We start from the raw sequence: 18272 nt of genomic DNA on the forward strand, positions 1-18272 counted from the left end.
ACCGCGAGGTCGAAGCGCACCATGAAGTCACGTTCCGACGAGCTGAAGCTCGGCAAATTCACCACCCTGTGCAGCGTGCTCGCCGCGAGTCCGGCATTCGCGGCGGACGGCACGCCGCCGCCCGCCCCGGCGAGCACCGAAGGCCATCTCGCGCCGATCGAGATCCAGGGCAAGGCCGAGCACAGCTACAAGGCCGACTTCTCCGCTTCCGCGAAATTCACCGCACCGCTCGTCGACACGCCGAAATCCGTCACCGTGATCCCGCAGGAACTGATCCAGAACAGCGGCGCGTCGACGCTGACGGAAGCGCTGCGCACCGTGCCCGGCATCACGTTCGGCGCCGGCGAAGGCGGCAACCCGCTCGGCGATCGTCCGTTCATCCGCGGCTACGACACGCAGGGCAGCATGTTCGTCGACGGCATGCGCGACACGGGCGCCACGACGCGCGAGATCTTCAACACCGAGCGCATCGAGATCACCAAGGGTTCCGACGGCGCGTACGGCGGTCGCGGCGGCGCGGGCGGCAGCATCAACCTGATCACGAAGGCCCCGCACCTCGGCACCACCGCTGCTGCGAGCGCGGGCCTCGGCACCGACCGCTATCGCCGCTTCACGGCCGACGGCAACTGGCAGTTCGCCGATCACGCCGCGTTCCGCCTGAACCTGATGAGCCACAACAACGACGTGGCCGGCCGCGACGCGGTGAACAACGAGCGTTGGGGCGTCGCGCCGTCGATCGCGTTCGGCCTCGGCACGTCGACGCGCGTCGTCGCGAGCTACTACCACCTGTCCACCGACGACCTGCCCGACGGCGGCATCCCGTACTACTACGGCTTCAACCTCCCGAAGGGCGTCGCCACCGACGGCCCGGCGCCCGTCGACCGCCACAACTTCTACGGGCTGATCAACCGCGATTTCCGCAAGACGACGTCGGACATCAGCACGCTCAAGATCGAGCACGACATCACGTCGTCGCTGACGATCCGCAACACCACGCGCTACACGGAGTCCACCCAGGACTACATCTGGACGCAGCCCGACGACAGCCAGGGCAACGTGGTCAACGGCAAGGTCTGGCGGCGCGCGAACACCCGCAACAGCGCGATCAACAGCATCGCGAACCAGACCGAGCTGTTCGGCGAATTCCGCACCGGCCCGTTCAAGCACAGCTTCACGACCGGCATCGAGCTGTCACGTGAATGGGGCAAGCGCGACACGTACAACGTCGCCACCGCGAACGGCAAGATCTGCCAGAACGGCATCGGCGCGGCGTCGGGCTACAACTGCACGAGCCTGTGGTCGCCGAATCCCAACGACCCGTGGGCCGGCTCGATCACGCGCAACAACGACTACTCGCATGCCCGCACCGTGACGAAGTCGATCTACGGCTTCGACACGATCGAGATCACGCCGCGCTGGCAGGTCAACGGCGGCGTGCGCATCGACGACTACTCGACCCGCTTCACCGACACCAAGGCCAACGGCGGCAAGACCACCACGCGTGACGACACGCTCGTGAACTGGCAGGCCGGCCTCGTGTTCAAGCCGGCGCAGAACGGCAGCATCTATGCGTCGTACGCGACGTCGTCGACGCCGGCCGGCATGCTGCTCGGCGAAGGCAGCGAATCGCAGTCGCTCACGCCGGGTCGTGGCGGCGTCGGCTCGAACGCCGATCAGCTGTCGCCGGAAAAGAACCGCAGCATCGAGCTCGGCACGAAGTGGAACGTGCTGAACGACAAGCTCGCGCTGACCGCCGCGCTGTTCCAGATCGACACGACGAACGCACGCGTGACGCTGCCGAACAACCAGTACGCGATGGTCGGCAACAAGCGCGTGCAGGGGCTCGAACTCGGCGTCGCGGGCCAGATCACGAAGCAGTGGCAACTGTTCGGCGGCTATACGTACATGAAGAGCGAGCTGCGCGACAACGGCAAGGACACGACGAGCAACGGCAACCAGTTCCCGAACACGCCGAAGCACAGCTTCACGATGTGGTCGAACTACGACGTGACGCCGAAGTTCACCGTCGGCGGCGGCGCGTTCTACATGTCGCAGGTGTTCGGCGATACCGCGAACCAGCACGCGGTGCCGTCGTACTGGCGCTTCGATGCGATGGCGCAGTACCGGATCAACAAGAAGCTCGACCTGCAGCTGAACGTGAACAACCTGTTCAACCGCACCTACTTCGACCAGGCGTATCCAGCGCACTACGCGTCGATCGCACCGGGCCGCTCGGCGTTCGTCACGCTGAACGCGCGCTACTGATCGATGGAGGCCGTGTCGCTGAAGGCGCTCGCGTCGGTATCGCCGCGCGAGTTCGCCGACATCCTGGCCGGACCGCCCGAGCGTGCCGCCGCGTGGGTCGCGGCGGCGGCCGACAACGGCATCGTCGATGCGCAGGCCGTCTACGGGCAGTACCTGCTCGACGGGCATGGCGTCGCGCGCGATCCGGCGGCCGCGTTCAACTGGTTCCGGCACGCGGCGCGGGCCGGCCACGCGATGGCGATGAACATGCTCGGCCGCTGCTACGAGTTCGGCTGGGGCACGGCCGCGTGCGCACCGGTCGCCGTGTACTGGTACCGGCTCGCCGCGCAGGCGGGGCTCGACTGGGGCATGTACAACTACGCGACGGCGCTCGCGCTCGGCAACGGCGTCGACGAGAACCGCGCCGATGCGCTCGACTGGTTCCAGCGCGCGGCCGCGCTCGGCCATGCGAAATCGATCAACCTGATCGGCGGCTTCTACGAGGATGGCTGGGTCGTCCCGGTCGACCCCGACGCCGCGTTCGACCACTATCGCCGCGCCGCCGTGGCCGGCGACTTCCGCGGCCAGTTCAACCTTGCGCGGCTGCTCGCCGAGCGCGGGCGCATCGACGAAGCGCTCGCCTGGCTCGCGCGCGTACCGGCCACGGCTACCCCCGCGTTCGTCGCGAAGATGCACGCGTATCTCGCGTCGTCGCCGATCGACGCGTTTCGTGCGGCGGCGATGCAGTTGCCACCCCAGCCGCAGCCGCACTGCATGGAATCCGCATCATGATGCTTCATATCCCCGGCGTACTGACGAAAGCGCAGGTCGCGCAATGTCGCGAGTTGCTCGATGCAGCCGAATGGGTCGACGGCAATGCGACGTCCGGCACGCAGTCGGCGCTCGCGAAACGCAACCGGCAATTGCCGGAAGGTTCGCCAGCGGCGCGCGCGGTCGGTGACGCGATCCAGGACGCACTCGCACGCCATCCACTGTTCTTTTCGGCGGCGCTGCCGCTCAAGGTGTTTCCGCCGCTGTTCAATCGCTACGAAGGCGGCGAGACGTTCGGCACGCACGTCGACAACGCAATCCGGCTGCTGCGCGGCACGGATTTCCGCGTGCGCAGCGATCTGTCGGCGACGCTGTTTCTCGAAGAACCCGATGCGTACGACGGCGGCGAGCTGTGTGTCGAGGATACGTACGGCACGCATCGCGCGAAACTGCCGGTGGGCGACCTCGTGCTGTATCCGGCATCGAGCCTGCACCACGTCACGCCCGTGACGCGCGGCGAGCGCGTCGCGTCGTTCTTCTGGATCCAGAGCATGGTGCGCGACGACGGCGACCGCACGCTGCTGTTTCAGCTCGATACGCAGATTCAGGCGCTGTCCGCCGAGAAAGGCGCGAAGGATCCGATGGTCATTGCGTTGACGGGGATTTATCACAACCTGTTGCGGAAGTGGGCGGATGCGTAGCGCGAACGGGTAGCGCTGCTTGCCCCGGCGCTTGCGCCACGCCGGCATCCGTGACTAAAATGACCATCGTCAAATGACCATGATCACATCATGATGCCGCACGACCCCGTATCGAAATCCGAATTCAAGGCTCGCGCACTCGAATACTTCCGGCTCGTCGAGGCGTCCGGTGAAAGCCTGATCGTCACCGATCACGGCAAGCCGACGCTCGAAATCCGGCCGTATCGCGCACGTGAGGCTCAGCCGTTGGACATATTGCGCGGCTCGGTCATGCGCTACGACAATCCTCTCGATCCGATTGCGGAAGATGATTGGGAGGCGTCGCGGTGATCGTGCTGGATACGCATGCATTGGTGTGGTGGGTGGCGGGCGATCCTTCGCTCAGCAAGAAGGCGAGGAGCGCGATCGATCGCGCTCGGAGCGAAGGCGCGCTCGTCGCATCCGCGATCTCCGCGTGGGAGATTGCGATGCTGGTGCGCAACGACCGCCTCGCACTGACGATGGATGTCGACGCATGGCTCGCCACCGTCGCGCAGATCGACGGCATGCGCTTCGTGCCCGTCGATGCCGACATCGCCGCGAAATCCACCGACCTGCCCGGCACGTTCCACAAGGATCCGGCCGACCGCATGATCGTCGCGACCGCGCGGCGGCTCGGCGCGCCGCTCGTCACGCGCGACGAAAAAATCCGCGCTTACGCGCACGTCAAGACGCTCTGGTAAGCGCCGCCCTCCTGCGGGCCAAACCGCAACACCATCTCCGCCGGACTCTGGCATATTGGCGATTCGTCTGACAAAAATGACCTCGGCCGGCCAGCCTCACCGCCGGCGCGTGGCCCGCAACCGTCATCGCGCCACCTCGTCCGCTATCGTGATATCGCTCTCCGATCCCGTTGTCCGGTCGATCGCCCTGCTGGAGTCGCACGAAGGGTTTGTCGATCTCGCAGGCTTCCATGACCGCATCGTTGTCGTTCCCGGCCCCGACGATGTCGCCAACAAGAGCCCGCATTTCCTGAAGGTGCGCGGTGGCGTGGCGGACCGGCTGATCGCCGCCGCGCACGCGCTGCCCGACGGCCTGCGCCTGTATGTCAAGGAAGGCTATCGTCCGCTGGCCCTGCAGCGCCACTACTTCACAAGGCATCTCGCGCACCTGCGCCGGACGCTGAATCCGCTGCTGGACGAAGACACATTGGTCGCACTCACGAGCCACTACGTCGCACCGCCGGAAGTCGCCGCGCATCCGACGGGCGCAGCCGTCGACCTCACACTGATCTCGCCGGACGGCACCGAGCTCGACATGGGCTGCGCGCTCGACGCCACCGACCAGGAATCGTCCGGCGCGTGCTACACGCACAACCCGTTCATCAGCCGCGCGGCCGCCCGTAATCGCAAGATGCTGATCGCCGCACTGACGGGCGCCGGCTTCACGAATTACCCGTCGGAATGGTGGCATTGGTCGTTCGGCGACCGCTATTGGGCCGTCATGTACCATCAATCGCACGCAATTTACGGTCCCGTCGAGGAAAACATGCTCGACGAAGCCGCGCGCTGACATTCTTTCCGACGAAACACGCCCGTCTCGGTAACATCCTCACTTGTCGATCCCTGCTCGCTCCCGCACAATCGCAGCACCTGCTTCACTCTCCCCCGCGCCGATGTCCTACGCGTCATTCGCCACCGGCGTCCTTCTCGCCGGCGGCCTCGGTCAACGCTTCGACCCGAGCGGCCTGCACAGCAAGCTGCTCGCGCCGCTTCCCGACGGCACGCCGGTTGCGGTCGCGGCCGCCCGCCATCTCGCGGCGGTCACGTCCGACGTGATCGCCGTCGTGCGTCCCGGCGCCGAAAAACTCGCGATGCTGCTGAACGAAGCCGGCTGCCACGTCGTCTACGCGCCCGATGCGGTGCGCGGCATGGGCGCGAGCCTCTCGGCCGGCGTGCGCGCGACACCCGAGGCGAACGGCTGGCTCGTCGCGCTCGGCGACATGCCGTGGATCGCGGCTTCCACCTACGAAACCGTCACGCGCGCGCTCGACGCCGACGGCGCGTCGATCGTCGCGCCCGCCCATCGCGGCGTGCGTGGCCATCCGGTCGGTTTCTCCGCGCACCACTTCGATGCGCTCGCCGCCCTCGACGGCGACACGGGCGCCCGCGCGCTGTTCGCCAGCGCACCGGTCAAGCTGCTCGACGTCGACGATCCCGGCATCGTGCGCGACGTCGACACGCCGGCGGATTTGCGCTGACCGCGATCACGCAGCGTTCGCGCTGCAACGCATGACCCGCGCCGGCGCAGCAGATTCCTGCACGAAAACCGCCCATGCACGGATTGCGCAGACGAAAGACCGCCGCCGCAACAATCCCGCTGCAAACGCATGCCCGATTGGCTATAACGGAGACGAGGCGCCCCCGCCGCGCCACCGCCGTCACATACTCCGCGAGTTCTCCATGACCGATCACACGACCCCGACACCCGAACCTCCGGCCGACCCGAACCGCGACCCGGAAGACGACCCGCTGTCGTCACCGCCCGGCCATCACGACAACCCGCAGCAACCGGACGGACCGCCGAGCAAGGATCCGGTCTAGCCGCCGGGCGGCCGCACGACCGCCCGCTCCGGTGCCTACGCGGCCGCGTGCTCGCGCGCGGTACGCACTTCGTATGCCTTCAGGTGGTTGTACGCAATCCGCAGCAGCGACAGTGCATCGGCCGCCTGCGGGTCGCGGCGCGCGAGCAGGTCGCCGATCACGTGATCGGCTTCGACGCGCGCGTGGTTCTCGACGTCGCGCAGCATCGACGCGGTCAGCGGCGACGGCGTCAGCACCATCCGCTGCATCCGCTCGATGGCGGCCGGGTCGGGCCGGTGGCCGTTGTGCTCGGCAATCGTGCTGCATTCGGCGAGCATCGTCTCGAGCAGGTGACGGCCGTCCGGCGCGGCGAGAATGTCGCCCACCGAGCCGCGAAACAGCGACGTGCTCGCGGCGAGCGTCGCGAGGAACACCCACTTTTCCCACATCCGCGCGGCTACGTTGTCACTGAGCGTCGCATCGAAACCCACGCCGCCGAGCACGTCGGCCACCGCCCGCACGCGGGGCGATTCGCCGCCCGCGAGTTCGCCGAAGGTGACCCCGTGCGTGTCGTTGAGGTGCACGATGCGCTGCTCGCGATCGAGCGTCGCCGCGATCACGCACAGCCCGCCGAGCACCTGCGCGGCGCCGAACCGGTCGCGCAGCACGTCGAGATGACGCATCCCGTTGAGCATCGGCAGGATCAGCGTCTGCGGGCCGACGAATGGTGCAAACGACGCAATCGCATCGTCGAGGCTGTACGCCTTGCAGCTCAGCAGCACGAGGTCGAACGGCGCGACGCCGGCATCCGCGTCGCCCGCGCGCACGGTCTGCACGTTCGCGAGCGTCAGGTCGCCGCGCGGGCTGCGGATCAGCAGCCCGTCACGCGCCAGTGCGGCCGCGCGGCCGTCGCGTACCAGGAACGTCACGTCGCGCCCCGCCGCGGCCAGCCGGCCGCCGAAGTATCCGCCGACCGCGCCGGCCCCTACCACCAGAATTCGCATCGTTGCCTCCTTTCGGTTTCATGCGGTGCCGCGCCGCTGTCCAGGTGCCGGACGCAAATCTCGTACAACGCCCACTGGTTCAACGGCTTGATCCGGTGGAACTGTTTGGCGGTCATGCGTCGGGGCTTCTGCATTCAAACACGTCCGGAAGCCGGAAGGGATGAAATCAATTCGGCACCGCATGACGTCTTGTGGCCATCGAACGCGGCGGCTTGGCCTTCAACCTTGAATTCCGCGTCACCTTCGACGATCACGCAAGCGCCGTGAATCGGACATGAACACGTGTCGCCGATGCGAGCGACCGCGCGCCCCATCACGTTGCTCGTACCGGCCCCGGTTTCCACTCGGCCACCGTGTGTATGTGCATCGTCTACCCGGACAATTCCCCGCATATCTCCATCCCCTGAATGACCCGGCGCGGCAGCGCGCGACATGTGCACGCGCCGCCGCGCCGACTACATCACCACGAATAACCCTGCTGACCGTAATCGGTATCGTGTCGGCGACCCCACCACGGCAGGTAAGCATTGTTCCCGCCACGCGCGCGAAACCAGTCCTTGTTCGGATCGATCGGCGTCAGCTTCGACGGCGGCAGCACGACGACTGCGACGGGATGCTCGGCATCGGTTGTGCCAGCAACCAGTGCATTACCGCCTAAGTGATTGATCCGGCCGATTGCCAGTGCAACGTCAGTCAATGCGCTACCGGTTCCCATGTCGCCGAGCAGTGCCGCCGTGTTGAACGTCTGCTTCGAGTGGTCGTATTCCGGCAAGACTTCGGTAAGCGTTTGCGACAGGCCGACAAGGCGGTTAGAGGCCGCATCACTGCCTTTACCTGCGTCGTGGACGATGTATTTCAGGTCCGTGACCGCGACGCCCGCATTGCGGGCCGCGTGATCGATGGTCGCCTTCCACGCCTGAACAGTGCGCGTCGTGCCGACCTTCGGCGAAAAGTCCTTCGTGTCGCCCGTCGCTGCCTTGCCGATCCATGCGAGCGGTTCGCGCTCCGTGTTGAAGGTCGGACCAGCGAGGAACAGCACGACAAGGTTCTCGTTGATCTGCGCATCCGTGGGCGGGAAACTCGGTGCGTCCCAATTCATAACCCACGCGCTCTTGTCGGGGTTCGCCTGCAAGTAGCTCAACGCATTGTTCAGCGACGTGAAGCCAGCGTTTGCGCCGCCCTGTGTGATCTGCACATCGGGGGGGGGTGTCGCGGCTCCAAACAGATTTGGGATGTGGGTCACCAATCTCGAAGAAACTCATGGCCCGCTTTCGCAAGCGGGCTTGAGCCTCTTTGGGTTCAAGTCGATTCGGAATCGCAAGTTCGATTCGAATACCGGCAAGTTCGCGCCAGTCCTTCGAGTTCTCGGAACTAACCGTGTAGAAGTATTTCGCGTTGCTCGCGTAGCGCGTCCGTAGCAGCGACAGGAATTCATCGACGTACTTGTGATAGAAGCCCTTGAACGTTTCTTCACCTTCGTTCCCGTACACTAAGGCACCGATGGATCGAAGCGACGAAAACTTTTCGGGCTTTGTACGCACCATATCGTCGTTCTTGTTCGGCGCTACAAGCCCTTGCGTCCACAACAATTGCCATTCCGTTGGGTAGTCCTTACGTTCTAGAGGATTCAACCAAATCAGGCCGACGACCTGAGCGATAAAGGGTTTCGCCGGTTCTTCGACTACTGGCGCTGCATTGCCTATGGGTGTCGGGGTCGGAGCGGCCTGTACGGGCTGCATCATGGCCGTGGTGAACAAAAACACTACGAGCGCCAGCAAGCCGGGCGCGACGACGAATCGTTTCATCCAATCTCCTATTTCCAAGTGTGCTGGGTCCGGTTGTTCGACGTGTGCCATCACCGAGGCCATGAATAAGACCGCGATCATCCAAACCAAAGCGGCGACGGCGACACGTCGGGGCCATGTGGCAATCAACGCCTTCATACCCCACCCCCGACCTTCAGATAAGCCTGACCTTCTCGCTCGTCAACAATCTTGCTTGGCATGTTGCATTCACCGTCCTTTTTGTGGACCCATTCGTGCATCGCTAGATCGTCAATTTTCCCAAGTGCAAAATAGTCATAGTATTTCTTGTGCGGGTTGTCGCCCGAAACACCATTACCCATCCGCCAATCAGCTTCAATGCGCAGCGCCTTGATTTGCTTTTCCGTCAGATAGCACAGGCCCACCGCCACATCATACGCAAGCGCCATTTCGGCATGGTCGGGATTGGTCATCGTCGTCGAGTGGTTTGTCGGGTTGTTGGTCTGGCCGCGATCCATCCCGTCCGTGATCTGCTTGTCGCGCCATTCCTTGTATCCTTCAGGCACGGCACTTTTCCCGTCTTCGCCTATCACGTGACCGGCCTTATCAACCCAATCGGAATTAATCGTCCGTCGTGCTTCCAGGCGCATCAGCGCGCGGTCCTCGTAGCGCTGTCCGGTTTCACTCTCAGCCGTACCTTGGGCGTCACCGTCCTTTTTCTTCGACTTGTAAAGGTCGTAGGGATCGTCGGCTCGCTTGTCCGCATCTGCCTTGCTCGCGTCGCGCCATGCGGACGGCGGATCATTTCCTTCGTTGAAGTCGCTTTTGGCTGGTCCATCTTCCGTCGGCACGATCGGCTTGCCGAATCGCATCGCCTTCGGCGGGAACGGTTGATCCAGCGCGGGAGCATCCGCAGTCACGGTCCAGCCCTTCGGCGGATCTTCATTCACGCGGAACATCTTCATTGCAGAAGTCGCAGCAGTTCCCGCGTACATGAGGGATGCGGTAATTAGTGTCCCCATCATCCCCCAGACCGACTCGTTTCCTTTGAGCGCACCAATCAGACCGAATTTTGCCGGCGGCGACGGCGGATACCAGAATCCCGGAGTCGACCCTTTCTGCACACGTCGCCAGTCGTCTTCCCAATATCGATAGTCTTTCTGCACGCCAACATCGAAACCCGATGCGAAGACACGCTGCGTCAGTACGCCGGGAACGCCGATATCGTTGATTTCAAGCTTGCTGATACCGCGCCAGCCAATCCCTTGAACAGTCACCGCCGAAATCACCTGATCGTGCGGACAACAGTACGCCGTGACGCGGCCATACGTCGATTCATTCAGACCATGCCGCACGCGATCTTCCTGCGCTGCATACGACTTGTTGCTCGTCGGGGATACTCGACTGTTCCCCATGTCTTCATCGATCTTGTCGGCAGGAAGTTCGTAGGCTTTGCGCGTGCCGATGATCGACAGAAACTTGCCAAACGTCTGCGTGCGCGCTGCGTAGGTCTGCCGTCCGCGCTTCCCGTGTGGATCTTTCGTCTCACGTTGCGACCACGCATCCATTCCCGTCGAAGATTTATTCGGACCTTCTCCCCTCGCAAAGCTGTATGGCGCGTTTGCCAGCACATAGGCATCCGCCACGCATCGTCCCTTGCGTCCCCACGGGTCTTCAACGTCGGGCAGCGCATCGCCGAAGAACGCTGCCGTGAGGCCCACGATGTTGCCTTGGCTATGGCACACGACGGTAATCGGCACGCCAGCCTGCATTCGTCGGATCGACTCAATCAGTTTGGCAAGGCGCAAGGCTGCGAGCACACCATACGCACGCGGTGGCGCGCGATACAACGGCCGATTGGTCGGGTTGATGGCCTGCACGCTTGTCCAACCGAATGCACGATCATCAAGTCCGCCATGCCAAAGATCGGGGAGACTCGAACATCCATTCGTGAACGGACCGCCACCCCAGTAGTCCTGTTCGTTCAGAAAAATCTTGTCGCCGTATTCTTTCAATTCTTCGGCCGTCGCCTTGTAACCCCACCTGAAATGAATCACGTTCGAGAACGACGGATCGGCCTTGACGTAATTGTCTGCCAGCAAATCGGGGTTCAGAAACCCGTCCGGCGTCAGACTTTCGGTGTACTTCGCGGGTGTCAATTGGCCGGCGTCGATGCCTTGGTACTTCAATTGATCGTCCAAGCGCCCGAGCCGACGATTCAAGCCTTTGCACAGTCCTTCTTCCGCCGCCTCGAACCATTCGCCTTCGGAGTTCACGCCATGCACGAAGATAACGATGCCGGGCAACGGCATTTGCTTGATGCAGATAAGCCGGTTGTTCTTGTCGTACAAGGTCGGCCCTTCGGCACGACCCACAACAATAGGCGGCGGTTCTCCGCGCGATGCAGTTGCGCCCGCCGCATCGGATTTTGAGATCGATTCGCCGGTGCGCGCATCCGCCACCGATCGAGGATCGAGAAAGGAATGGGTCATCAAAACTCCTGCCCTGGTCTATACGTTCTTCTTGACGAACTGCACCGCCAGTTTTTCGAACTGGTCGGCATGCACAGCCGACAGCTCTCCGGCCGCATCGGTCTTCAAATTCGACAGCGCCCCCGACGCCTTCTGTACCTGTCCGTCGAACCCTACCGCCGCGTTACCGTCCGTGGCACGAACGAGCTTCGGCACGCGGCCGAGCGGCGCATGATCGAATTTCGGCATGTCGGCTGACATGCTGGCGGGACCGTCCCACGAATGCCCGGCCGATTTCACCGTGAAGGTGCCGGGACAACCGAGTTCGATGTCACCGCCGTGCAGCTTGAGATATGCGCCACCCGACGTGATGAACACCACCTGATCGCTCGCCATGCCCGCGAGCTTGCCGCCGGCTGCAGTCAATTGGATGTTCTTCGCCGAATCGACTTGCGTATCGTCGTTCTGCGATTGAATCGTGACCTTGCCCTGATTTGCGATGGCCGACACGCCTTCGCTGTGCGCGAACATCGCGACACCATGCCCGCCGTGCAGGTTGATCCGCTCGCCGCTGGTGAGTTGCACGTGTTGCTGCGCTACCTGATCGATGTTCACGCCCGCATAGATCACGTGGGTTTTCGGCGTGACGTTGAGCGATCCGGCCAGCGCGCCGAACGCCATCAGCGCGGACGCATCGCCGGCCGCGTCACCGGGCTTCCAGCCCTTGAACGCGTCAGCGATGGTCGTTTGGCCGGCCGTATCGGCGGCTTGTCCGCCGTGCTGGCCGGCATAGTCGCCAAGCGATTGGAAGAGTTCCGTGCACTGGCCGAGCAAGCTAACGAGTTCGTCGCGGTCGAGCTGGCCGCCGCTCGCCTGTGAGCGCGCGTAGGTCGTCAACAGAATGCCTTGGGCGGCGCGCAACGCGGCGGCAGCGTCGGTGCGCAGTTCCGCACCTTCGCCCCGGTCGGTCCCGTGTCCGTCCTTCCGGGGCTGCGTGAGATACCCCAAATTCAATTGCGTATGCGCGTGTTCACTCGCCAGCTGCGCGGAAATTTGCGAGGGGGTATCGTCAAGACGAAGTTGGTTGTAACGCCGGCCCTTGATTTCCTTCGTCTTGATCCCGGACACGTACCGGTTGCCCGGCAGCGCGCCGGTATGGGTGAACGTCGCAGGCGGATTCGCACCGTTACTCAAGACCGCAATGATGATCAAACGGTCCGGGTCGCCAGAAAGACAGCCCAATAAGACTTCCATTCCGACGCGGGGCAGAAAGAGCGCGCCGAAGTTGCCGCCCGCCAAACTCGCCCCGACACGAATCGGCGCGCTGTCGCCCGCCAGCCCATTCGTTCCGACGCCTTGCGCGTGCGCATGGTCCGCCGGATCGAGGCCGTGAATCAGCACGCGCACACGGCCGTCTGCGTCGCAAAACACTTCCTCTCCCTCCGTGCCGACAATCGTTCCGGTCAGCAGGTGTACGGGCGGCAAATCGATCTTCGGATCGTAGGATGGTTTGAGCGGAACGCCGCGACGGACACACGTGAAACTGTTCTCGTAACGCGTGTCTTTCTGTCCCGACACATCGGCCGGCGCGGGCAGCGCGGGCTGCGCGATGTTTCGGCTCGCCGCGAATAGCGCGATCACGCGGCCGGTCAGGTCTTTCGGAAGGTTGTTCCAGATATCGTGACGAACCGATGTAACGACGAACTGGCGCTGATCGGCCGGCTTCATGTCGAGTTCTGGGTCGCCCGTCAGCGTGAACCACGAGCCGACCGGCATATCGCGGACACTGCCGATTCCGTCGTAACGCTCGGCGTCGAACTGGTGCGCGAGCATCCGGTCGCGCGTGATGCGTTCATGGTCGGTCCATGAATCGCCGACGTGCGGGATATCGATGGCAACGTCGGTCAACAATTGCGCAAGGTCGTTGCCGGACTCGCCCTGATCGATGCCGGTAGCGACGGCGGAATCGTCCAAACGGGCTTTCTTGTAGTCCCACGATGGGCGGCTCGCCTTACCGGCGGAAAGGCTCTGAAAGTGCGCAAAGAGCGTTACCGTGTCGCGCTGTTCCGTTCCGGCATCGCGGGGATGAAGGCGCACGGCACCGGCCGGCGCTTCGGCAAGCCGCATCGGGTCATCGCAAAAGACGAGTGTGTGAATCGGTCGCTCGTCGGTGACGCTGCGTGCGCCACCGACCGGCCCGGTCTTCGCGAAGACCGTGATCCCTTCGCGCCGCAGCAGACGGCGAACAAATCGTGCATCCGACTCGTTGACCTGCCGCGTCAGTTCGCGCGCGGGGTAGCGTTCACTACGCAGGCCGGACAGGTCGAATTCGAACGCCCGGGCAAGCGCTGCGCTACGTTGCCGCCATTCGTGCATCAGCGTCGACACAATGTCGATCACGTTGCGCGAGCGGAATATGCGGGAGTTCGTGCGGCGGTCCATCAGCGACAAAGCGTCGCAAACGTTTAATCGATAGACGGTCAATTCGCCGTCCGATTGGCCCACCTGCACATCGCGAACGATCGCGTTGATCGTCTGCAAGCCGCCCCGGTCGGTCGTCAGGCGCACCGACACCGGCAAACCGAGAAGCAGCTTGGGCGACAGGTTATCGCGCGTCGAAACGCAGTTCAGATAGCCGTCGATACCGGTCATCAGCCCTTCGTGGATATCGGCGTGATGGAGCGCCAGTAGATGACCGACCGCGCTTTGCGCCTGCCCGAAATTGAGGGCGACGGGCCGCTGGTTCCAGTCAACCAGACCGGACGAAAAACTTCGCAGGGTTGCAGCTATCGACATATCCACGCTCTCATCATTCTTCTTCGTGACTTGGTCTTTTAAGCGGGCGGTCACGGGGACCACGCCGCGAAACTCGGAATTTGATCGCCAGCATACCAAAGTTACAAAATCAATCTGGAGTGCAAAATTTTGAGATAGGTATTTACACGATTAATTCGTCAGCCGTGGCTCGCGTGGCGTCGCGCCGATGACGTAGCCCGCCCGAGCCGCGCGGGCACATCGCGCTGTGCGATCGATCGTCGTCATGGTTCGCCCTTGCGAGCCTTCTCGATATTGCGATCCATCATCGACTTGATGCGTTCGGCGTCGGCGCGATCGACGATGCCGATTTCGAACATGTCTTCGATCAACGTGCCGATCATGTCTACCGCCGCTCCTACGCAAGCGTCCATTTGTTCATCGGCATGCGCTATCCCGTCGTCCGTCGTCCGTCGCCCGAATCCACTCATCCTCAAACTTCGCGCGCGACTCTTTGAGACCTTTCAATGCTTCGCCGTGGGCGTTTAACGTACCGATTGCCACGCTGACCATATGCGCCTTGGCAAGCAACTCGCTTAACTTCCTGACATGGATCGCCATACTTTCCGGTCACTCAATCATCTCCACTTTCATTGCTGCTCCCGTCGGCTATCCATTCCCGTTGACATCGAGCCCCTTCCAGCCCCTTGCTGCTTGACTTGCTGAAAAAGTCCGACACAGCGCCCGTTTAATTTCGCAACACCTTCTAAGGGATTTCCCGTCTACGGCGCTGCGCGTTTTGTGCCGTCAAGACACTTATCCCGTCACGCCGTTTCGGCGAGCTTCCAAGACCGACCGACCACACACCATGCGCAACCTCTCCCTGAATCAGAAACTCGCCTCGATGATCGTCATCCTCTGGCTCGGCCTGCTCGTGATCGCGGGGCTCGGCGCCTGGCAGACGCGCGCATCGATGGTCACGGACCGCCGCGACCAGCTCGCGTCGCTGGTCGCGCAGGCCACGAGCGTGGCCGACCATTACTACAAGCTGTCGCAGCAGAATGCGCTGCCGGAAGCCGATGCGAAGCAGAAAGCGCTCGAGGCGATCGCCGCGATGCGCTACGGCGCCGACGGCTACATTTCCGTCAACGACTCGAAGCCGGTGATCGTGATGCATCCGATCAAGACCGATCTCAACGGCAAGGACGTGTCGAATTTCACCGATCCGAACGGCAAGCACCTGTTCGTCGAGATCGTGAAAGCCGGCAACGTGGAAGGCGGCAAGGGCTTCGTCGAATATCTGTGGCCGAAGCCGGGCGCCGACAAGCCGCAGGAGAAAACCAGCGCCGTGCAGCGCTTCGCGCCGTGGGACTGGTATCTCGTGACCGGCATGTACATGAACGACGTGCGCTCGGCCGTGCTCGAGAGCATCGGCCGCTGGCTCGCGATGACGACCGTGCTCGGCGGGATCGCAACCGCCGTGATGGTGCTGGTGCTGAAAAGCGTGCGTGCGAACCTCGGCGGCGAGCTGGAAGTGGCGCTCGACGCCGCGCAGCGCATCGCGCAGGGTGACCTGACCGCGCGCGTCGCCGTGAAGCAGGACGATCGCGGCAGCCTGCTGCATGCACTGCACACGATGCAGGGCGGGCTGATCGACATGGTGTCGCGCGTGCGGATGGGCACCGAGAACATCAACGTCGGCGCGAGCGAGATCGCGTCCGGCAACACCGACCTGTCGCAGCGCACCGAGGAACAGGCGGCCGCGCTCGTGCAGACCGCGTCGAGCATGGACCAGATGACCGCGAACGTGAAGCAGAACGCGGACAGCGCCGCACAGGCCGCCTCGCTCGCCGACCAGGCCGCGCAAGTGGCGACGCGCGGCAGCGCGGTGGTCGACGACGTCGTGCGCACGATGAACGAGATCACCGACCGCTCGCACAAGATCGGCGACATCATCGGCGTGATCGACGGGATCGCGTTCCAGACCAACATCCTCGCACTGAATGCGGCCGTCGAAGCCGCGCGGGCGGGCGAACAGGGCCGCGGCTTCGCGGTGGTCGCGGCCGAGGTGCGCTCGCTCGCGCAACGCTCGGCGACGGCCGCGAAGGAGATCAAGACGCTGATCGTGTCGTCGAACGAGACCGTCGAGCAAGGTGCGGCGCTCGTCACGAATGCGGGCGAGACGATGGCCGAAATCGTGCAGTCGGTGCGGCGCGTGAACGAGATCCTCGACGAGATCAGCCATGCATCGCGCGAACAGAGCGCCGGGATCGAACAGGTCAATCGTGCGGTGGGCGAGATGGATCAGGTCACGCAGCAGAACGCGGCCCTCGTCGAAGAAGCCGCGGCCGCCGCGCATTCGTTGCGCGATCAGGCCGAGGCGCTGCGGGACGCCGTGACGCGGTTTGCGTTGCCGGCCTGACGGCGGCAGCCCGACGCACGCACGCTCACGCGGCGCCGGTGCCGAGCCCCAGCCCCGCCGCCCGCTGGATCAGCTCGATGTCGTTGTTCGCGCCGAGCTTCTTCATCGCACTGATCTTCTGCGCACTGACCGTCTGCTTGCCCTTGCTCAGACGGTGCGCGATCGTCTTGATCGGCACCCCCGACAGATACAGGCGAATGACCTCGATCTCGCGCGTCGTCAGCTTCGCGGGCGCCTCGCCACGGTCGCCGCATGCGTCGACCGCGCGCCTGACGAGCGGCGACAGGTAGCGCCCGCCGCTGTAGCTCGAATGAATGGCCGTCACGATATGGCCGACCTCGTCTAACTTGCTGACGATGCTCAAGCTGCCGGTCGCGAGGATCGACCCGAAGATCAGCGGATTCTCGTTCGCGACCAGCGCGACGATCCCGACGTTCGGACGCATGCGCCGCAGCCAGTCGAACAGCGCGAGGCCGTCCATCTGCGCGTCTCCGCGGACCGCATAGTCGACCAGCACGACATCGCAGTCGACGCTGCCGAACGACGCGACCAGTTCGGCCACACTCCGGTAGACCGCAACGAGCTCGATCGCACAGCCGCTGCCGGCGACCTGCTCGATGCCGGCCAGCGTCAACGGCCAGTCGTACGCGAAGACGATGCGAACATTGAATTTCCTCATGCGCAGTTCCAGGGGGTTCGCCGGCCAGACGGCGCGGAGCGCGCATGGCCGGTTTGGCATTGAAAGGACGTTCAGGCTATTTTTAGCCCGAACGTCGATTCTACGAAGCCGCGCGCGGACAGGATATCGGACGGCATCGAGATCGGCCGTCCGGGACGTAATACGAGTTTGATATTTGCGCCGGTTCGAGCGCCCGACACATGGCAGCCGGCATCGGCAGGCATCGGCCGGATGGCCAACGTGGCGGGCCGTGCGGGCCACTCGGCCGGCCAGCAGGTAAAATTGCACCCTTTGCATGCCGCGCCGGGCCACCGGCGGCGAGCGACGCGCCGATGCCGGCCGCGCGCCACCGCCCGGTTCCCGGCTGCCCATCCGCCGGCTGCCCGTACTCCCCCGCTTCCCCCATGACCGAATCCGACCTGCAATCCGACGACACCTCCATCCACGAAGACGGCCTCTGGCGCGACAACGGCTGGACGGCCCGCATCATCAAGAACGAAGACGACGACGGCTGGGCCGTCGAGATGATCAAGGACGGCGAGTCCGAGCCCGCGCTCGTCGGGCCGTGGACCATGGGCCGCGACAAGAAGAACCCGAAACCGATGGACGCGAACGCGTTCCGCACGCTCGTGAAGACCGCGACCGAGGTGCTGATGCGGCACGAGCAGCAGCGGCGCGCGATGCTGCACAAGGAAGTGACGGTTCAGGGCGACGACGACCAGGATGTGTCGGTGACGCTCGACATCGTGCCGGACGAGTTCGAGCCGTACGCGCAGCTCAAGGCATTCGATCCGTACGGCGAGCTGCTGGCCGAAGCGAAGGTGTCGGCCGGGTTCAAGCTCAACAAGGCCAGCGCCGAGCGCTGGGTCGCATCGGGCTTCGAGCGGCCGGCCTCCTGACGC

Annotated in this window: 16 protein-coding genes and 1 pseudogene; 10 read left to right on the plus strand and 7 right to left on the minus strand. The window is 63.9% G+C overall.

Annotated features, from left to right (window positions below):
• Positions 1-21 precede the first annotated feature (21 nt).
• The 8 genes from QZM67_RS05210 (at position 22) to QZM67_RS05245 (ending at position 6298) form a co-directional block, all read left to right on the plus strand.
• On the plus strand, positions 22-2265 hold the full coding sequence (locus QZM67_RS05210; RefSeq protein WP_301801104.1) for a TonB-dependent siderophore receptor: 2244 nt from the start codon (positions 22-24) through the stop codon (positions 2263-2265).
• Between the two features lie 3 nt (positions 2266-2268).
• Positions 2269-3036 (plus strand): tetratricopeptide repeat protein, encoded by a 768-nt coding sequence (locus tag QZM67_RS05215; RefSeq protein WP_301801105.1) that lies wholly within the window; start codon positions 2269-2271, stop codon positions 3034-3036.
• Complete coding sequence (locus tag QZM67_RS05220; protein ID WP_301801106.1) at positions 3033-3716, plus strand: Fe2+-dependent dioxygenase; 684 nt, start codon at positions 3033-3035, stop codon at positions 3714-3716. The genes QZM67_RS05215 and QZM67_RS05220 overlap by 4 nt, the downstream gene beginning before the upstream one ends.
• 90 nt (positions 3717-3806) lie before the next feature.
• Positions 3807-4046: a type II toxin-antitoxin system Phd/YefM family antitoxin gene (locus QZM67_RS05225; protein ID WP_205785475.1), complete on the plus strand. Its 240-nt coding sequence runs from the start codon at positions 3807-3809 to the stop codon at positions 4044-4046.
• Positions 4043-4438, plus strand: coding sequence for a type II toxin-antitoxin system VapC family toxin (locus QZM67_RS05230; protein WP_175842464.1), 396 nt, complete (start codon positions 4043-4045; stop codon positions 4436-4438). Before QZM67_RS05225 ends, QZM67_RS05230 begins: the two co-directional genes overlap by 4 nt.
• A 148-nt stretch (positions 4439-4586) precedes the next feature.
• Complete coding sequence (locus tag QZM67_RS05235) at positions 4587-5267, plus strand: M15 family metallopeptidase (RefSeq protein ID WP_301801111.1); 681 nt, start codon at positions 4587-4589, stop codon at positions 5265-5267.
• A gap of 103 nt (positions 5268-5370) precedes the next feature.
• Positions 5371-5955: a nucleotidyltransferase family protein gene (locus QZM67_RS05240; protein ID WP_301801113.1), complete on the plus strand. Its 585-nt coding sequence runs from the start codon at positions 5371-5373 to the stop codon at positions 5953-5955.
• Positions 5956-6157: 202 nt separating this feature from the next.
• On the plus strand, positions 6158-6298 hold the full coding sequence (locus QZM67_RS05245) for a hypothetical protein (protein ID WP_021158153.1): 141 nt from the start codon (positions 6158-6160) through the stop codon (positions 6296-6298).
• Between the two features lie 35 nt (positions 6299-6333).
• Here the strand turns inward: QZM67_RS05245 and panE are convergent, their stop codons facing one another.
• The 6 genes and pseudogenes from panE to QZM67_RS05275 form a co-directional block, all read right to left on the minus strand.
• Positions 6334-7281 (minus strand): 2-dehydropantoate 2-reductase, encoded by a 948-nt coding sequence (gene panE, locus QZM67_RS05250; protein WP_301801114.1) that lies wholly within the window; start codon positions 7279-7281, stop codon positions 6334-6336.
• A gap of 134 nt (positions 7282-7415) precedes the next feature.
• A complete protein-coding gene (locus QZM67_RS05255; RefSeq protein WP_301801418.1) occupies positions 7416-7673 on the minus strand; it encodes a PAAR domain-containing protein in 258 nt (85 codons plus the stop codon).
• A gap of 68 nt (positions 7674-7741) precedes the next feature.
• Positions 7742-9086 (minus strand): annotated as a pseudogene (locus tag QZM67_RS05260) (virulence factor).
• 134 nt (positions 9087-9220) lie between these two features.
• Complete coding sequence (locus QZM67_RS05265; RefSeq protein WP_301801116.1) at positions 9221-11536, minus strand: hypothetical protein; 2316 nt, start codon at positions 11534-11536, stop codon at positions 9221-9223.
• 18 nt (positions 11537-11554) lie between these two features.
• The gene (locus QZM67_RS05270) at positions 11555-14311 is read right to left on the minus strand and encodes a type VI secretion system Vgr family protein (protein ID WP_301801419.1); all 2757 of its coding nucleotides are present in this window, start codon (positions 14309-14311) and stop codon (positions 11555-11557) included.
• A 242-nt stretch (positions 14312-14553) separates the two neighbouring features.
• Positions 14554-14760 (minus strand): hypothetical protein, encoded by a 207-nt coding sequence (locus tag QZM67_RS05275; protein ID WP_301801119.1) that lies wholly within the window; start codon positions 14758-14760, stop codon positions 14554-14556.
• A 377-nt stretch (positions 14761-15137) separates the two neighbouring features.
• On the opposite strand from QZM67_RS05275, the gene QZM67_RS05280 reads away from it, so the two are divergent.
• Complete coding sequence (locus QZM67_RS05280) at positions 15138-16691, plus strand: methyl-accepting chemotaxis protein (RefSeq protein ID WP_301801120.1); 1554 nt, start codon at positions 15138-15140, stop codon at positions 16689-16691.
• 25 nt (positions 16692-16716) lie between these two features.
• Here the strand turns inward: QZM67_RS05280 and QZM67_RS05285 are convergent, their stop codons facing one another.
• Positions 16717-17370 carry a response regulator transcription factor gene (locus QZM67_RS05285; protein WP_301801121.1) on the minus strand — a complete coding sequence of 218 codons (654 nt, stop codon included), beginning with the start codon at positions 17368-17370 and terminating at the stop codon, positions 16717-16719.
• A 404-nt stretch (positions 17371-17774) separates the two neighbouring features.
• Here QZM67_RS05285 and QZM67_RS05290 point away from each other — a divergent pair, with 404 nt between their 5' ends.
• Entirely contained in the window at positions 17775-18269 is a 495-nt protein-coding gene (locus tag QZM67_RS05290; protein ID WP_043179921.1) for a hypothetical protein, read from the plus strand.
• Positions 18270-18272: the final 3 nt, after the last annotated feature.

The organism is Burkholderia sp. AU45251 (genome assembly GCF_030482905.1).
Taxonomy (GTDB): Bacteria; Pseudomonadota; Gammaproteobacteria; order Burkholderiales; family Burkholderiaceae; genus Burkholderia; species Burkholderia aenigmatica.